Origin of the sequence: Photobacterium kagoshimensis, from assembly GCF_050337045.1 — a bacterium.
GTDB classification, from domain to species: Bacteria; Pseudomonadota; Gammaproteobacteria; order Enterobacterales; family Vibrionaceae; genus Photobacterium; species Photobacterium kagoshimensis.
Genome location: NZ_JAKJSO010000014.1, coordinates 235,752 through 253,267, shown reverse-complemented (window position 1 = coordinate 253,267; position 17,516 = coordinate 235,752). Strand labels below are relative to the sequence as shown.

Sequence of the window (17,516 nt, the reverse complement as noted above, 5' to 3'; positions counted from 1 at the left end):
GAAAAGGTTACTCACGGATGAAGATACTCTACCACCACCGCATTGCATCCAAAGATGGCCAATACGTCCACATTGATGCCATTGTATCGGCACTTCGCGAACAAGGGCATACCGTTATAATGGTTGCCCCAAACATTGCCGAACAAAGTGATTTTGGAAGTGATGGAGGCTGGGTGTCTCGTCTACGCCATAAGTTACCAAAGTTTATCAGTGAACTGCTGGAGTTTGGCTATTGTTTCTATGATTTCATTAAACTCTGCCAAGCCATCAAAAAACATCAACCCGATGCCATTTATGAACGCTATAACCTCTATTTACCGTCGGGTATTTGGGCCAAACAGCTGTTTAAGCTCCCACTTATTCTTGAAGTAAATTCCCCGCTTTACCAAGAACGCATGAACTATGGTGGCGTAGCGTTTGATATGCTGGCGAAATGGTCTGAGTATTATACTTGGCGAAATGCCGACCGCATTCTACCTGTGACCGAAGTCCTTGCGGGCTATGTTAGAGACGCAGGTGTTACCAACCAAAAAATCACCGTCATTCATAACGGTATTGATAAACGAATCTTCTCGCCTGCGCTTAACAATAAACGTCATACCCGTTTTGAAAATAAACTCGTGGTCGGTTTTGTCGGTTTCTGCAGAGAGTGGCACCAATTAGATCAAGTGCTCACCATGCTAGCGCATCATCAAGCAGACAATGTGATGTTCCTGATTGTGGGTGATGGACCTGTGCTTGAAGCACTCAAAGACCAAGCTAAAGCCATGGGGATGATTAATCGCATTCACATTACAGGGTTAGTTAGCAGAGAAGATATGCCCTACTGGTTAGAACAAATAGATATCGCCATTCAACCCGCCGTCACGCCTTGGTGTTCACCATTAAAATTGATCGAGTATCTTGCCACGGCAAAGGCCATTGTTGCGCCTAATACACCGAATATTCGTGAACTTATCACCCATGAGGTCAACGGCCTTCTGTTTGAACCCAACGACATGCAAAATTTATTAAAAAAAATAGAACAGCTCATTGATGACAAACCACTACGAAATAAGTTGAAACAAAACGCAATACAAACGATAAACAACAAAGAATTAGAATGGATCTTAAATGCCACCAAAATTAGTTTTCTAATCAATAGTGAATTGTCGGCTTCATCTCAGCCTTGTCCATCAGTAGAGGTGAAATAATGCCTAAAATCCAAATTTGTGTTTTTGCCTATAACTTAGAGCATCAACTAGAGAAATCCATTCATAGTATAATTACGAGTCTAGGCAGCTATGAAGCAGATATCTACATCATGGCGAATGGCTGTAAAGATAACACCGTCGAAGTAGCAAAAAAAATCGCCAACAATAATCATAATATTCACATCGTTGAATTACTTTTCGGTGATAAATCCAATGCATGGAATGTATTCACCTACGAATATTATGACAAAGGTGCAATCCCAATATTTGCAGATGGTGATTTAGAATTCGAGAAAGATGCTATTAGCAACCTAATTAACTTTCATTTAAATAACCCTATATATAATAGCATTTCAAGTTTTCCATCAGACAATGGAAGAAGTGCAAAAAGCTGGAGAAAAGAGCTCGTAGAAAAACACCAATTTACAGGTGCTTTATATTTATTATCGAAAGATTTTATAGCAAAAATAATCAAATGCGACCTAAAGCTACCAATACACCTTATTGGTGACGACAGCATGCTTGGTTACCTATCAGCGACTAACTTAGAACAAAATAGCGATCATCCAGAAGAACGTATAGGAGTCTGTCAAGATGCCATTTTCAAGTATGATCCCTTAAATGTGTTTTCTTTCGCGGATATAAAGCTATACCTTAGACGCCGCACCCGATACTCCATTCGCTATATGCAACAAACTTGTATAGTGCCTAGGCTCAAAAAGCATGGGCTTCAAGTTATGCCTAAAGACGCATCTTCCTTACCGAGACAACATTTACCTGCAATTCGCTGGAACAGTTCGAATATGCTTTTTGATATTATCGCCAAATATCAACTAACTCACTAAATGTTAGCTAAATTCAGCGCTGATGCGCTCCTACGCTTCGTTGACTCTAAGTGCAAATAAAGACTATTAGTTACAGCAACTAAAGCCCAGAATAACTCTAAATAGGCTAACGAAAGCGCAGCTCCAGCGGCACAAAAAGCAAGAAATGAGACTTTCAATAACTTAGCAAGATCATATTGCCAATGCTTTTCTCTATCTTGCGAGTAATACCGTTCAATACTTGATAGCTGAAGATATGTCAGCAGCAATACCAAAGCAAATATCATAAACCCTAGCCAGCCATGATCCCCAATCACTTGGAAATAAATACTATGTGCCGCTAAGCCTTTTTCACCAGGCTCTGGTGAAGGAATAAAACTCAAGGAATCAATATTTAGCGCTATTAATTGCCACAAATGAGCATGTTGAGCCGCTTTAAAGCCACCACCGAATACAGGGTGATCCATCGCCATTAACGTGTGAATTTTCCACGATGTTACCCTATGCATGAATGAACCATCTTGATCTGCCTGTTCTATGGTATTCATTCGATCAAACCAGCTCTCGGGCAAATAAAACAGAGCAACAGACAATATTAAGCATATGGCTATCAAGGAGACAACTTTATTGCCACTTCGCATCCAGAAATACCCACCAATAATGATCAATCCTAATAGACCACCACGAGAATGGGTACCTAATACAGAAAGCACACAAAGCGCTGTGATACCGCAAAGCACGTATTTTAATATTTTGTTTTTTTCTTGAAAGAACAAATAAATAGCTAAAGGAATTGTCATGCAAAGTGCAACAGCTAGGTGATTATTATCACTCAATAAATGACGATTAGGCCCTGCTATTTTATGGCCACCTAAAGATGCAATAAATTTAAGCCCTTCAACACAACCATAAAAACCAATAGACAATACTATCGCCCAGATAACCATATCAAAGTGTGCTTTTTTTCTTACAAGCAAGCAGACAAAAATAAAGGTCAGTATAATTTTAAAAAACTTGATCCATTCAAGCCAAACCAACTCAAAATAAGCGAGAGTAAACTGTGTGGTTAGCAATGTGTGGAAGCAAAAAATAAGTACGCAGACAAACAAACCGGTTATTTTAAAATCCGGTTTATTTCTTAGAAAGCAATACCCTAGCATCGTCAGCAGAGCAAAAGCTGTATTGTAACTAAATGACGCAGCAAAACCACCTAGCCAATGCGTAGGGACAAATAAGCCAGACCAAAGCCATAGCGACAAGGCTATAAATGGTCGCCTGATAGCAAATACAAGCATAAATAAGAACGCGACAACAAATACAATATCACGCATTAATCGCCCTTACTTTTTGTTTTCTTTGTAAATTGCCAGCACAAATAAACTAATAGCATAAGACAAAACAAAAAAAGTAATGATTCCATACTTCATCCTTGAAGAGCGTGACACCTCAAGTATCACTATCTTGTTGCATATTTATATTGTACTTATTTGCTTTAGTTACGAGACAAACTTGCACAAAACATACTCTGCATCCATCCTAAATATAGGATGACTATGCGTGGTAAACCAAGTTTTATCCATAACAAATACAAACGTATAGTCTGCCCAATTACACTAATTTATGTGCAAGTAAGGATGCTTATTATGATTGTTCGCTCTCGTTCTCCGCTCCGTTTAGGTCTTGCAGGTGGTGGCACTGATATCTCTCCATACTGCGACCAATACGGTGGCTGTGTATTAAATGCAACTATCAATATGTACGCACATTGCACTATCGAATTGCACTCCCCTGAAAAAGGCATCTCTTTTATTGCTCAAGATATTGATGTTAACTATCACTCTCCCTTACTCAACTATCTCGAACTAGAAGGCGAACTCCTTCTTCATAAAGCGGTTTACAACCGTATTGTCAGTCAGTTTAACGACAATAAACCCTTAGCGGTCACTGTCTATACCCATTCCGACGCCCCTCCGGGCAGTGGTTTAGGTTCATCTTCGACTATGGTTGTCACCATTATCAGTGCGTATCAAAAATTACTCAATTTACCACTCGATGAGTATGAGATAGCGCGTATGGCTTACGACATTGAACGTATCGATTGCCAACTTTCAGGGGGCAAGCAAGACCAATATGCAACAACGTTTGGTGGATTTAACTTTATGGAGTTTTACGAGAACGAACGTGTTTTAGTTAATCCCCTTCGTATTCGCCAACCCATTATTAATGAGCTTGAAAGCCAGCTAATGCTTTATTTCACAGGGGTTTCACGCTCATCTGCACAAATCATTGAAGACCAAGTAAAAACGACAACCTCTACAGACAAGAAGCCACTAGAAGCCATGCATGAGGTTAAAAAGTTTGCGTTTGAAATGAAGGAGCGCTTACTCCATTCCGACATCTGCGGCATGTCAGATCTCATGCAAGAATCGTGGAACGCGAAAAAAGCCACATCGGATTCGATTGCGACACCCCATATTAATTTGATTGAAGATCGCGCGATCACTTCAGGCGCTAAATCACTAAAAATATCGGGGGCGGGAGGCGGCGGCTTCATGATGCTATTCGTCGACCCCATCCATCGACTCAGTGTCGAAGAAGCACTTTCAGATTTAGACGGCACGATTCAGCCCTTTCACTTTACTTGGCAAGGAACGCAATCATGGAAAGCTTAACGTATTTTAACGAGCAGATCCGAGCTTCAATCGCAACCAAGCAATTGATACTTGATCGCCCAGAGGTACTAGAAGCGATGGCTCGCGCTGGCGAAATATGCCTAGACGCTTACCGATCAGGTCACCAAGTGTTACTAGCTGGCAATGGTGGTAGCGCTGCGGATGCACAACACATCGCCGCCGAATTTGTCAGCCGATTTGAATTCGATCGCCCTGGCCTGCCTGCGCAAGCGCTTACAACTGATACCTCGATAATTACTGCCATAGGAAACGATTATGGCTTTGAAAAACTGTTTGCTCGCCAACTTCAAGCCAATGGTAAAGAAGGGGATGTATTCATTGGCATTAGCACATCAGGAAAATCGCCTAACATTTTGCAAGCAATCAAGATGGCAAAAGAAAAAGGCATTACGACGATTGGGCTAACAGGTGACAGCGGAGAAATGAAGGCCATGTGTGATTTGTGTATTTCTGTCCCCTCTACCCATACTGCCCGAATACAAGAGTGTCATATCCTCATTGGTCATGCTATCTGCGGGTTTGTTGAAAAAGGATACTTCAATGGCTAAGGCAACAACCTCTGCGGTTATTCTATGCGGTGGCCTTGGAACGAGGTTAAGCACAATCACCAGCAACAAGCCAAAACCTATGGTGGACGTTGCAGGTGTTCCCTTTCTTGAGCATCAATTTAACTACCTTCTTTCTCAAGGGATTACGCGTGCTATTTTAGCCGTTTCACATTTGAAAGAGTGCATTATTGACTACTTTGGCAGCCAATATAAAAACCTTCATATAGAGTATGTAAGCGAAGATATTCCGCTTGGTACTGGCGGGGCAATTAAGAACGTTTTAACCCACATCGAGTTTCACCCCCATGAGAGTATTGTCATTCTTAACGGTGATACATTCGTTGAATTTAGCTTACCGGCATTAACGCAAGACTGTGCGAATCACCTCCTCGTGATTGCAGCCAAATCTGTGGATGACACCGCTCGCTATGGCAAATTGACCATAGATGACAGTATGCTTGTCACAGGGTTTCACGAAAAAAAAGCAGGGACTCGAGGGTATATCAACGCGGGGGTTTATATGACGAGCCCTGAATTATTAGCCGCTTTACCTGATCTTGAACATTTCTCATTTGAAGAAGACTTTCTCCACCATGAGATTGCTCATCGCTCAATCGGGGCTAGTATCCTGAGTGGTTTCTTCATTGATATTGGCATTCCTGATGATTACTACGCTTTTTGTGATCTCATGGGATCAGGTCAGATCCAATGTCCTTCATAAGGAAGGTAGCATCCGCCTCATTCTGGTTAACCATCGCCTCATGGGTATCTTCTGCCGTAGGCTTAATCACCATGCTCATTTTTGCTCGAATTCTCTCTATCGAAGAGTTCGGGCTTATTGCAACAGCAACCTTAGTTACCGCTTTTTTTGATCTTTTTTCACGGCTAGGGACCGAAGCTTATTTGATTAAAGAGGTTGATCCTGATACCGAAGATATCAATACGGCTTGGACAGTCCAACTCCTTATCAAACTGCTGATTGCATTAGCCATTTTTAGTTTTTCAAGTTGGACCGCTTTCTACTTTAGTGAGCCAGAGATTGAAGGTATTCTTAAAGTACTCGCGCTTATTCCTTTATTACTTGCTTTTTCCAATATTGGGATTGTCTTGCTTAAAAAAGAAATGGCATTTAAAACCCTCATGTACTGGGATATTTCAGCAAAACTATCTTCTTTTTTTATCACGCTTATTTTAATCATGGTGCTCAATAGCTACTGGGCTTATATATGGGGAATGGTCAGTTATTTCATCATTCTTTCTGCTAGCAGTTATTACTTTTCAAAATACCGCCCAACACTCTGTCTAACGCGATTACACAAACAACTCTCGTTTTCTCAATGGACCCTTTTAAAGGGCATCGTTAATTACTTCAACAACAAGTGCGATCAGCTCATTATTTCTAAATTTATCGGAACATCAGCTTTAGGTGCATTTAGTATCACTCAACGCATTTACGAGACAGCTTCTGATATCCTCGTTTCACCTTTTGTTGCAACTCTTTACCCAGGGTTAGGACAACTTGATAGAAAATCACCGCAGTTCTCCACCATTTTTCATAACACATTAATTGCAACCAGCGCCGTTATTATCTTATTGGCTAGCCTGTTAGCGATTAATGCTGAACAACTGGTCACCCTTGCATTAGGTAATGCTGAAAAATGGCACTTGGTCGTTAACCTTTTGCCCCTCGCAGCCCCACTTTTAATCACCCGAATACTGTCATTTGCGCTTTTTGACGTATTAACACTTCTTGATAAGATCAAGTTCCTATTCAAGTTTGAATTGGTAACTGCCATTGTCTCCAGCATTGTGTTGCTTCTCGCCGTATATTGGGGGAACATCGAAACCCTTGTTATCGCTAGAATTATTCTAACTGCCATTAGCTGCTTGGTTTTACTTGTTGTCTTACAGCGCCTTATCTCTCTCTCTGTTACCAGCTACTTGATCGAATCTATACCTATGATTATCGCTACGGGTATCGCCTATCTGATTACAACGCCATTTCAGGATTTACTCGTTAACAAAGTGAACAATTTATTGTGCGTATTCGCGACAAGTCTTGTTTATACCTCAATTTACGTTGCTATCTTACTTAGTTTTATCAGCCTATTTAAACACCGCTCTGCGACCTATGCGCTTATTTCATTTCAACTTAGCAAACTAAGAGTCGTTGTTTGGCAAAAATTAACAACGTCAGGCAGTAATCAAACGTAATAGTGCCCGTCAAACTAAAGAGGAAGAAATGAAACCTTCTATCAATAGTATTAAAACCTACTTTGCCGCAGTTGGCCTTTTTGCACATATTGCGCTCGTTTTTCTGGGTTACAGTGTCTATAGCCAAATAAGTCATCGTGCAGAGCCGCTACCACAAACATTGCAACGTATCGGGCATACCATAAACAAAGAATACCCTAGCGTTGCTATCGCTGGTGATACCTTGCTAGATGCAGGTGAAACCTTACATAGCAAAAACTTTTTTTGGCGCGAATTTGATAGTAAAAATTGGCCAACTGTTGGCCCTAACTTCGCAACAGCTTATGCGGATCTTCCTGATGTAAGCCGATCTATCTTGGTAGATAATGAACAAGAGATCATTAAAGCGATTAATACTGCCCAGCCTGGTACTGAAATCATTATCAAAAATGGCGACTATTACCTGGAACAAAAACGTATCAATAGCAGTTTGACTTATCCGACCTCGAAAAGCCCCATCATTGTTAGAGCTGAAACCGCAGGAAAAGTTAACCTTGAGCTCACTACGCTGGAAGGATTATTTCTTAATAGACCTAATTGGATCATTACAGGGTTACGTTTTATCGGTAACTGCCAACCTCACTGCGAACACGCCATCCATATTGTGGGGCATGCCGATAACCTACAAGTGAGCCATAATGAGTTTGTTGATTTCAACGCCGCAATCAAGGTCAACGGGGTTGACCGTAACTACCCTGATTTTGGCAAGGTATCTCATAATTATTTCTACTTTACCGAGCCGAGCGAGTCATCTAGCTCGGTGACTCCGGTTAATCTTGATTCAGGCAACAGTTGGGTACTCAGCAACAACATTATTAGAGATTTTATCAAGCTAGGCGGCAATCAAGTGAGCTACGGCGCCTTTATCAAAGGGGGGGCTAATAATGGGGCTATCGAGAACAATTTAATCGTCTGTAATAGTACAAATAATGATTATGGTGGCTATCAAGTAGGGGTTTCTTTAGGTGGCGGTGGCATGAAACGTGCAACCAGACGGGATAAAGCAAACTATGAAACAAACCTCTCTGTCATACGTAATAATATTATGATGCATTGCAATGATGTCGGTGTTTATATCAACCAAGGCAAAGATACCATAGTAAATAACAACATACTCTACAACACCAATGGCATTGATGTTCGCTTTAAACAGTCCACAGCTTTAGTGACCAATAACATTTTGAGCGGCGATATCAGAAAACGGGATAAAGGTGTAGCGGAAACAATAAGCAACACGGTATTACGTAAAGATTTTTGGCGCGGAGGTGAGCAGCTTGATGGTTGGTTCAAAGCCCCTGCTGTTGGTAACTTTACGCCATCTAAAACACTTGCTAAATCAGAGGTACCATACCCGTTTCTAACGACCAGTGAATCAACCGGTAAGAAACCAATTTATGATTTTTGTGGAAACACAATATTAGATAACGATGCCTTTATAGGGGCCTTTAAAGATGCGCTTAACTGCTTTAAGCCATAATTCGCTTTGCGCTTCTTGCCATATTTTGCAGCGAGCGTGCAAAGTGTGGTTGGTGATACTCTATTATTGCAAGTTGCTGCTGACTATTTGAAAATGTTTGTTTGTATCGGGCATCGCCCCCCATAAAATCATACATTTTCATGTCAGTATTAAGCGCTTGCTCTATCAGTAAATAATGGGCCACTAAGCCCGGCTTTAACTGAGGATCATCGTTATAAGAGAGCGCACTCAGGTAAAAGTAAACAACGCCATTCAGATGGAAATTATAAATAATTCCGATTTCATTTTCCCCCGCACTCAGGCTGTGAATTTGAATCATACCTGATGCAAAATTATGACGAATAAATGCCTGATGAAATCGAACAAAAGCAGGATTAGCAAAACCACTTTGTCCAGGGGCACTGCCCCAGCGCTGTATATGGTTATGTTTGGCGTTATCAAAAAACATTAATGCCTGCTCGCACGTATTCGCAGTGTTGATTTCTACTAACCCACTACGTTCATACTTTTTGATACTGCGCTTTATTTGTTTACGCGCACTTTTTGATAACGATTCAATCAATCCCGTCTGTTCATGCTTTATACGTAGCAAATCAACCTGATAACTCGGGCTTTCCCATACGGTCAAAGGCGTCATCGCACATGTAGGATCCGCCATCAAAGCACAGTGAAAAGCCACCTCATGGCTGCTCGCCCCAATCGAGATGCAGTCTCTTGGTTGTAACTTTCTTTGAATCGCTCTAAACATCGCGTCTCTCGTCAGTGTTTGATTATCCTGAGCAAGAAGAAAGTCATTATATTCAATCCAAATTTGGTCGGCAGCTTGTTCGCCTAATCGATGTAAAAAATAATGATCATAATTTTGTCCTAACCAATTTTTTTTCTGCTTTTTGGTAAAAATGGCTAACCCCACAATCTGATTATTCACTCGCGCTGTTAATAACCAAAAATCTCTCACCATAGTATCAAGCCAAGGCCCTATCCAACTCCAACCAACAAACGGATTAGGCGTTGCCTCATATTCAAGCGCCAACCATCGCAATTTTACTATTCCAATCGAGGGATTATGTGACCATTCACATTCAATATTGGTTGAGGGATCTATTCCATTCATCTCTTATACCTGTCGCGTCCACTGCCTTTTATTAAGAGTAGCAATCAATAATACAAAGCACTGAACATCCTTTAATTCTTTACGCTGACCAACTTATTTAGGTCTATCATAAAAATGTCCAGCAATTTTTTGTCATCACAGGGATGCTTATGACTCATAATAAAAGCAAAACTTTCACACGACTCGCTTTAGCTAGTTTCATAACGCTTTCTTTGGCGGCATGTAATGATAAATCAACGGAAGAATACCTTGAGCAAGCGCAAACCTATCTTGAAGATCAAGACACCAACGCAGCCATCATCGAACTTAAAAATGCGATAAAACAAGCCCCAAAAGACAGTCAAGCACGACAGATTCTAGGACAAATTTATCTTGAACGAGGTAATTTTGCGTCAGCAGAGAAAGAACTAGAGAAGGCCATACGACTGAAAGGCGACAGCGATACATTAACGCCTCTTCTTGCTCAAGCATTGCTAGGACAAGATAAAACAGAGCCTCTAATCACCTTAGTTGATCAAACACGAACAACAGATCAAAGTATCAAAACAGAGTTACTCGCATTTAAAGCGCTAGCCCTACTTAAGCAAGGGAAAATAGACGATGCCCAATACACCCTGTCACTTGCTGAAAATGCAGGGCAAGACACGCTTTACCAATCGATCGGCCGTGCCACGCTAGATGCGGCTAATGAGAACATTGACTCGGCACTTTACATTGTAAATAACATCGTTAAAGAGCACAGCACAAGCAGTGATGCATGGTTACTTAAAGGGCACCTAGAAACAGCCAAAGGTGATAATAAGGCAGCGGCGCGAAGCTATCAGAAAGCGGTTGAGTACGCTCCCGATGCCATTCAATACACCCTTTATCTCGCTCAAGCACTTGTGCGAGATGAAGCATATAAAGACGCAGACAAATACGTTAGCAAGCTAATAAAGATGTCTAACAATCACGTTCTTGTTAATGAACTCAAAGCGAGTATCCTCTATGCCGAAGGCAGCAATGATGAAGCAAAAACACACGCAGATCTGGCCATTCAAAATGGTTCTCAGAATGTGGCGACGTACCTGATTTCTGGTGTTGTTGCCTTCCAGCAAGGAAAATTTGAACAAGCGAATGAACACTTCAAAAAGATAGATCCACTGGTACCAGCCAACCACTTCGTCAAACGCCTTTATACTATTACGCAGTTTAAGCTTGGCAATATAGATGATGCGATGAACACCCTGAATAATTTTAATGGCCAAACAGAACAAGACAGCACGTTCCTTTCATCGATGAGCGTTGAACTCGCCCGCTTAGGACGTGAAGATGAAGCACTAACCCTCGCGCAAAAAGCATCAGCCAATGGTTCAGGTAACAGCCAAGTAAAACTCGGACTCATTCAACTCGCAAACAATGACACCAGTGGGTTAGATACTCTACAACAAGCACTAAATGTTAACCCTGATTTGAAAGAAGCTAAGCTTGGGCTCACTTACTTTTACTTAAAAATGGGCAAGATAGATGATGCAGAAAAAACCATTGATGAATGGTTAACAGAAAGCTCTGCAAATGCCCAAGCCATGCTATTGAAAGGCTTGGTTTATCAAATTAAACAACAACCAGACCAAGCGAAAAATTGGTACCAAAAGGTATTAGCAACCGACAGTGAAAATATCCAAGCACGCCTTGCGGTTGCACAGCTTGCCGATAAAGAAGAAGGCCCTGACGCTGCTTATTCAGAAGCAATGAAAGCGTACCAGCTTGAACCCACTAACCCTATGGTTTTCCGCCATGTTGTGCGCTTCGCTTATCAGTCGGATCAAATGGCTGACTTAAATAAAGTCATCGGTAAACAGCTTTCTGAATCCCCAAATAGCGATGCATTAAAAGTTCAAAAAGCAACAACATTGGCCGTTAATACCGAGTATCAACCTGCGATTGAACTGCTTGAAACGATTTCGCCCCACAACCAAAGCAGCAGCTCTTTACGCTTACTCGCTGATCTCTATAACCAGCAGCAAGATTATGATAACGCACTGACCTACTACAGCCAATGGCTAGCGAAAGAGCCATTAAATCCAAATGCATACATTAAAAACATTCAACTTAATGAGCTAGTCGGGCGTGTCGATAACAGCTTAAAACTCACGACCAAAGCTCGTAACCTTTTTATCAATGACACCCGATTTACACTAATGCAGGCAGGCTTACTGCTTAAAGAGGGAAAAAGTGCACAGAGTCAGGCTTTATTAAATCAACAGCCCGATGAAGTGAAACAAACAGCCTATTACCTCCGTTTGCAATCAATGATCCACTTACAAAACAAAGCCTACCCTGAAGCCATTAATGCGTTAGAACAGCGCTATGACACACTTCCAAATCAAGATTCAGCAGCAAGTTTAGCGATGGCTTATGAAATGGCAGGTAAAACAGACCAGGCGATTACATTCTTGAAGTCAGTCATCAAAGAGTATGGAAATAAAGCCGATGCGCTACAAATTCGATTAGCTGATTTACAGGTTAAATACCGTCCCGATGAAGCAATTGAGCAGTATGAGACGATTTTGGTTCGAGAGCCGAACAATATTATCGCGCTTAACAACATCGCTTGGTTATACCTTGAAAAAGGTGATACCGACAAAGCCTGTCGCTCTGCCAATAAAGCGCATGAGTTAGCCTCTAAACGCGGAAACATCCCTGAAATACTGGATACCTACGGCTACTGTTTATTAAAATCAGGTCAAATAGCCCCGTCGCTTCAGCTACTTAAAGAAGCCTATGCGAAGAAACACGATGATGCAGAGATTGCACTTCACTATGCCGAAAGTTTGTTGGAAAACAAGCAAGACGATAATGCAAAAGAGGTATTAGAAAAAATCAGCACCACAGATCCTCGCTTGATAGCAATAAAAGGCCAACTTCAAAATAAGTTAAGTGCGGTGAATTAATTCAACACTCAGCCAAAACATACCGCCCGATATAGGTCGGTTATACCATTTAGGTTACCCAAATAGCATTGAAGAAAAATATATAAAAAATCCGCCGTATAAACGCAGGGACAATCATGAAAACGACCAACAGGTTCCAGCCCTTGTTCTTTTTGCTGTTAATCATCGCTATGAGCATCTCTTTTACAGCGACAGCAGCATTGCCAGACACCATCAGCAAAGTGAAACCTGCCATTGTCGGTATTGGGATCTACAATAAACTCGCGACACCACGAGCACAATTACTCGGCACAGGATTCGCCGTACGTATTTCAAATCAGTCCGCAACAAGTCAAATCATCGCAACCAACGCCCATGTCGTTCCAAGCCAGTTATTGAATGATGGTAAAACACAGTTTGTTGTTTTTGTTGGGCAAGGTAAGAGCCCCGAAGTGCGCAATGCGCGCGTTATTGCCCGTGATGAAAAGCATGATTTAGCTTTGTTAAAAATATCAGGCCAAGCTATACCCACGCTATCAATCGCCACCTCTCAGGTACGGGAAGGCGAAGAGTATCCCTTTACCGGGTTCCCTATTGGCGCCATTCTCGGGTTATACCCTGTAACTCATAAAGGTATGATATCTAGCATAACACCCGTGGCCATCCCAGCGCGAAGTGCCAAAGAGCTCACCATCAAACAGCTAAAACACCTTAAAAACCCATATATGGTGTATCAACTTGATGCAACCGCTTATCCTGGCAATAGTGGTAGCCCTGTTTATCACCCAACCTCGGGCAAAGTGATTGCTATTGTGAATAAAGTACTCCTTAAATCCACCAAGGAATCAGCCCTAACCAATCCCAGTGATATAACTTACGCGATCCCAGTAAAACACTTACAGCAACTTATTCAGCGTACAACCTTAAATTGAAGCATGAAATCATATTGGATGGCGCCTCAATTCAAAGTGATAAAGCCCTATTTAACTTGGGGGTGCTTTAGTAGTTATTTCATTTTTATTACGCTGATTTCTTTATCAGCAGGGGCAGAAAAAAACAGCCTGTTAGATTTAAAACAATACGGGATTTTATTTCTAGATAAAATGCTTCATCTGGGGGCTTATGCTGTCTTTGCCCTTCTTGCGAGTCAACTTGGCTTAACCTACCGAGGGTTTAAATTTTCTTGTGTCGCTCTGGCGAGCTATGGGCTATTTTTAGAGTTTTGCCAAGGGCAATTTATTCTAAACCGTGAAGCATCGTGGTTAGATGCAATAGCGAATATGGCTGGTATCATTCTTGGGTTTATGATGAGCTATAAACACACTAGACAGAGCAGCGTATAGATAATTTCAGAGCGGAATATCAATATAAAAAAGGCCAGCTTTCACTGACCTTCGTAATCTTACTGTTTCACTATAAAATTGATGTAACAGTTGCTTGCATTAAATTCCAATACTCGGTAATTCAGGGAACGGACCTAAACCAAAAGCAGCTCGATCTGCATAAAACTGGTTACCACTTTGATAGAGCGCTGAATCGTTCATCTGCCCTACAAATTTATTTTGCGTCACTACTTTGGAAACACCTTTCGCGCTGTCTGAAATACCAAAGAAATGGTTACCGCCATTACGCTCTAAAATAATAATATTATCTGAAATTTCTACCGAGTGTGAAATGGCAGGATCAACAGGGTTCACTTCATAGCCATAACCAATCAATTGATTATTCGCCGAGTTTGGGCCTTGTTCTAATACACTTGCTCGGATCACCAGCTTACCAGCATTAGGTACATCGACTAAACGGCTATCATTACCTGTTAATGATGCAATCTCACTATATTCAATGATGGTTTCTTTAGCTCGAGATTTAATTTCATGCCCTTCATCTTTAGAGCTATAAAACTTGCTGTATCGAACTTCTAACCGATCGGCTTTATTTACATAAATCGCGTGCGCTCGTCCAGCCTTACCCAAATTATTAAAGCGGCTGTACTCAATACGAATAATGCCAGAACCATCATTCGCTAAGATCCCTTGTTCACTATCGTGAAAATAGGAAGATTTAAGCAGCAGGTTTTTCCCTTCTTGGCGTATACAAGCGCCATTTTGATCAGGGACAGTCACACCACTGCATTCTATTTGCTCCATCGTAGTGTCATTACCTTGGATCACAAAGGTCGCTTTCCCACTCACAGCGCCACCAACAAAGTGTGTATTGGTACTCCCTTGAATAGTAACGTTACTCGGTTTTATCGTCATACCTTGTCGGTAAGTACCATTGCCAATCACTAAAGTACTATTATCTTTCAGCGCATTTTGCGCATCCGTGATATTGGTATAGCTTATACCGTCCACTTCAAAAGTATTATCAGGCACCGCGGGGGTTGGTGGCACAGGCGTTGGTGGTATAGGTGGCGGAGTCGGTGTTGGTCCTGGATCAGGCGTTGGGTTAGGAGTTGGACCAGGTATTGGACTCGGCGTAGGCGTAGGTCCAGGCACGGGAGTATCACTTCCTGCACTGCCCCCTTGGCAAGCTGTCAGCCCCATAACGCAGCTTAACAATACAGCGTATCGCAATTTGTTATTTTTATTTGTCTTCTTCAACATACTAATCAACCGCTTCCTGTCCTGAACCATTATCAATTTAAACGAAGCGATTCTATGCGGCTATAACTTGGCAATGTCAGCAATATGTAAGAAGACATTGTTCAATTAATATCCCTTTGTTTCACAACAACATTTATCGACAAAAACATAAAAAGCTTTAATAACAGACAGATAGAGATAAAAGCCAGTAAACTCAGTCAAACATAGCTGTTGAATGCCTTTTTATACGGGCACTTCTAACGCTGCATTTTTGTATAGGCACCTTCGATGAAGCATTCCTGACAATAAGAAACCTTAACGCTGGTATCTATCTTGAGTCTCACCAACAACAAACACAGCACTCCCAGCCCTAAAACTAGCCATTTTTGTGTTTTATTGGCTTTAACTGTACAAATTCCCTTCGTACATTCACAATTAGTCACCACAGCCACTGATTATTCCTCTATAATCAGCGACCGTATTTTTGGTCAGGCGCTGTTTCTCTTTCTACGATGAAAGCCATACAACAGCCATCTGCTTTAGGAACAAAGAATGTCATTTTCATCACAAGGTTTTTCACCTGATATTGTGCGCGCATTAACCGAGTGTGGTTATGAAAAACTCACTCCCGTTCAACAACAGGCTATTCCACACGCTCGCCGTGGCCACGATATCCTTGCACACGCACAAACAGGCACAGGTAAAACCGCTGCATTTTCTTTGCCTATTATTCAGCAGATTTTTGACAAACAAAAATCACGTAGCCGTTTTAATGTTCGTGCGCTAATTCTGGCACCAACGCGTGAGCTAGTTGACCAAATCGCCCACAACATCGAAAGCTACACCAAGTACACTGAGATTTCAGTGGCTGCTGTTTTTGGTGGCGCAAAAATGTCATCGCAAGAGCGTAAGCTAGAAGCGGGTGTCGATATTCTGGTAGCAACACCAGGTCGCCTAATCGAACACATTGAGCTGGGTAACGTCAGTTTTGCTAACCTAGAGTTTTTAGTGTTTGATGAAGCAGACCGTATGCTAGATATGGGCTTCATTAACGCGATTCGCACCATTATGGGCGGTATCAGCCAGCATCCTCAAACGATGCTATTCTCGGCGACATCGTCAGCGCAGATGAACGCATTAGCACAAGATTTATTGCGTAAACCAAAACGCGTTATTGTTTCGGCTGAAAACACAACAGCAGAAACCGTTTCACACGTGGTTTACCCTGTTGATGAAGATCGTAAGCGTGAACTGCTGTCTGAACTGATTGGTAAGAAAAACTGGCAACAAGTGCTGGTATTTGTGAACTACAAAGAAACAGCAAACCAAGTGGTTAAAGAGCTTAAGCTTGATGGCATCAAAGCTGTTCTTTGCCATGGTGATAAAGCGCAAAGCGCACGTCGCCGCGCATTAGAAGAGTTCAAAACAGGCAAAGCTCGCGTAATGGTAGCAACAGAAGTTGCAGCTCGTGGTCTGGATATTCAAGGCTTGCCACACGTAGTTAACTACGACATGCCATTTCTTGCAGAAGACTACGTTCACCGTATTGGTCGAACAGGTCGTGCTGGCCAACAAGGACATGCTGTTTCTTTTGTTAGCCGTGAAGAAGAGCTAACACTAGTACAAGTTGAAAAACTTATTCAACAACGCATTAAACGTATCCAACTTGCGGGTTATGAACCAGCAGACCGTGATGCGCTATTGCTTAAAATGAATACTAAGCCAGCATTTAAAAACCGCCAGGGCCGTACTAACAACCCTGAAGAGCAAGGTTCTGCAGAACGTCGTCTTCGCTTGCGCCGTGCTATTCAAAGCAAATCTAGCAAAGTGACTCGCCTTAAAAAGTAGAGCAATTAATGCTAGTTAGCTAAATGCAAAAGCCCGCTCTCATGATAGCGGGCTTTTTTCATTCACTGT

At 41.8% G+C, this 17,516-nt stretch carries 14 protein-coding genes; 11 read left to right on the top strand and 3 right to left on the bottom strand.

The annotated features are described in order from the left end of the window. The first annotated feature begins 17 nt into the window (after window positions 1–17). The gene (locus tag L4C35_RS13280) at window positions 18–1,193 is read left to right on the top strand and encodes a glycosyltransferase family 4 protein (RefSeq protein WP_428463319.1); all 1,176 of its coding nucleotides are present in this window, start codon (window positions 18–20) and stop codon (window positions 1,191–1,193) included. Then, window positions 1,193–2,038, top strand: a complete 846-nt coding sequence (locus tag L4C35_RS13275; protein ID WP_428463318.1) for a glycosyltransferase family 2 protein — start codon at window positions 1,193–1,195, stop codon at window positions 2,036–2,038. The genes L4C35_RS13280 and L4C35_RS13275 overlap by 1 nt, the downstream gene beginning before the upstream one ends. Here L4C35_RS13275 and L4C35_RS13270 read toward each other — a convergent pair. Next, the gene (locus L4C35_RS13270; RefSeq protein ID WP_428463317.1) at window positions 2,035–3,348 is read right to left on the bottom strand and encodes a putative O-glycosylation ligase, exosortase A system-associated; all 1,314 of its coding nucleotides are present in this window, start codon (window positions 3,346–3,348) and stop codon (window positions 2,035–2,037) included. The two genes, L4C35_RS13275 and L4C35_RS13270, sit on opposite strands and share 4 nt — an antisense overlap. A 312-nt stretch (window positions 3,349–3,660) precedes the next feature. Here L4C35_RS13270 and L4C35_RS13265 point away from each other — a divergent pair, with 312 nt between their 5' ends. The 5 genes from L4C35_RS13265 to L4C35_RS13245 are packed head-to-tail and all read left to right on the top strand — an operon-like array spanning window position 3,661 to window position 8,988. Further along, window positions 3,661–4,689 carry a GHMP family kinase ATP-binding protein gene (locus tag L4C35_RS13265; protein ID WP_428463316.1) on the top strand — a complete coding sequence of 343 codons (1,029 nt, stop codon included), beginning with the start codon at window positions 3,661–3,663 and terminating at the stop codon, window positions 4,687–4,689. Continuing rightward, a complete protein-coding gene (locus tag L4C35_RS13260; protein WP_428463315.1) occupies window positions 4,677–5,258 on the top strand; it encodes a D-sedoheptulose-7-phosphate isomerase in 582 nt (193 codons plus the stop codon). The genes L4C35_RS13265 and L4C35_RS13260 overlap by 13 nt, the downstream gene beginning before the upstream one ends. After that, window positions 5,251–5,979 (top strand): nucleotidyltransferase family protein, encoded by a 729-nt coding sequence (locus L4C35_RS13255; RefSeq protein WP_428463314.1) that lies wholly within the window; start codon window positions 5,251–5,253, stop codon window positions 5,977–5,979. The genes L4C35_RS13260 and L4C35_RS13255 overlap by 8 nt, the downstream gene beginning before the upstream one ends. Then, window positions 5,967–7,472 carry an oligosaccharide flippase family protein gene (locus tag L4C35_RS13250; protein WP_428463313.1) on the top strand — a complete coding sequence of 502 codons (1,506 nt, stop codon included), beginning with the start codon at window positions 5,967–5,969 and terminating at the stop codon, window positions 7,470–7,472. The genes L4C35_RS13255 and L4C35_RS13250 overlap by 13 nt, the downstream gene beginning before the upstream one ends. A gap of 28 nt (window positions 7,473–7,500) precedes the next feature. After that, complete coding sequence (locus L4C35_RS13245; protein WP_428463312.1) at window positions 7,501–8,988, top strand: chondroitinase-B domain-containing protein; 1,488 nt, start codon at window positions 7,501–7,503, stop codon at window positions 8,986–8,988. On the opposite strand, the gene L4C35_RS13240 is transcribed toward L4C35_RS13245, so the two are convergent. Beyond that, window positions 8,978–10,102: a GNAT family N-acetyltransferase gene (locus L4C35_RS13240; RefSeq protein ID WP_428463311.1), complete on the bottom strand. Its 1,125-nt coding sequence runs from the start codon at window positions 10,100–10,102 to the stop codon at window positions 8,978–8,980. The genes L4C35_RS13245 and L4C35_RS13240 overlap by 11 nt on opposite strands. 149 nt (window positions 10,103–10,251) lie before the next feature. Between L4C35_RS13240 and prsT the strand changes: the two genes are divergently transcribed. The 3 genes from prsT to L4C35_RS13225 all read left to right on the top strand — a co-directional run bounded on the left by prsT (window position 10,252) and on the right by L4C35_RS13225 (window position 14,357). After that, window positions 10,252–13,035 carry an XrtA/PEP-CTERM system TPR-repeat protein PrsT gene (prsT, locus tag L4C35_RS13235; RefSeq protein WP_428463310.1) on the top strand — a complete coding sequence of 928 codons (2,784 nt, stop codon included), beginning with the start codon at window positions 10,252–10,254 and terminating at the stop codon, window positions 13,033–13,035. 116 nt (window positions 13,036–13,151) lie between these two features. Then, a complete protein-coding gene (locus tag L4C35_RS13230) occupies window positions 13,152–13,946 on the top strand; it encodes a S1 family peptidase (RefSeq protein ID WP_428463309.1) in 795 nt (264 codons plus the stop codon). Window positions 13,947–13,949: 3 nt separating this feature from the next. Further along, a complete protein-coding gene (locus L4C35_RS13225; RefSeq protein ID WP_428463308.1) occupies window positions 13,950–14,357 on the top strand; it encodes a VanZ family protein in 408 nt (135 codons plus the stop codon). A gap of 99 nt (window positions 14,358–14,456) precedes the next feature. On the opposite strand, the gene L4C35_RS13220 is transcribed toward L4C35_RS13225, so the two are convergent. Continuing rightward, a complete protein-coding gene (locus tag L4C35_RS13220; protein WP_428463307.1) occupies window positions 14,457–15,620 on the bottom strand; it encodes a right-handed parallel beta-helix repeat-containing protein in 1,164 nt (387 codons plus the stop codon). Window positions 15,621–16,151: 531 nt separating this feature from the next. On the opposite strand from L4C35_RS13220, the gene L4C35_RS13215 reads away from it, so the two are divergent. Next, the gene (locus tag L4C35_RS13215) at window positions 16,152–17,447 is read left to right on the top strand and encodes a DEAD/DEAH box helicase (protein WP_428463306.1); all 1,296 of its coding nucleotides are present in this window, start codon (window positions 16,152–16,154) and stop codon (window positions 17,445–17,447) included. Window positions 17,448–17,516: the final 69 nt, after the last annotated feature.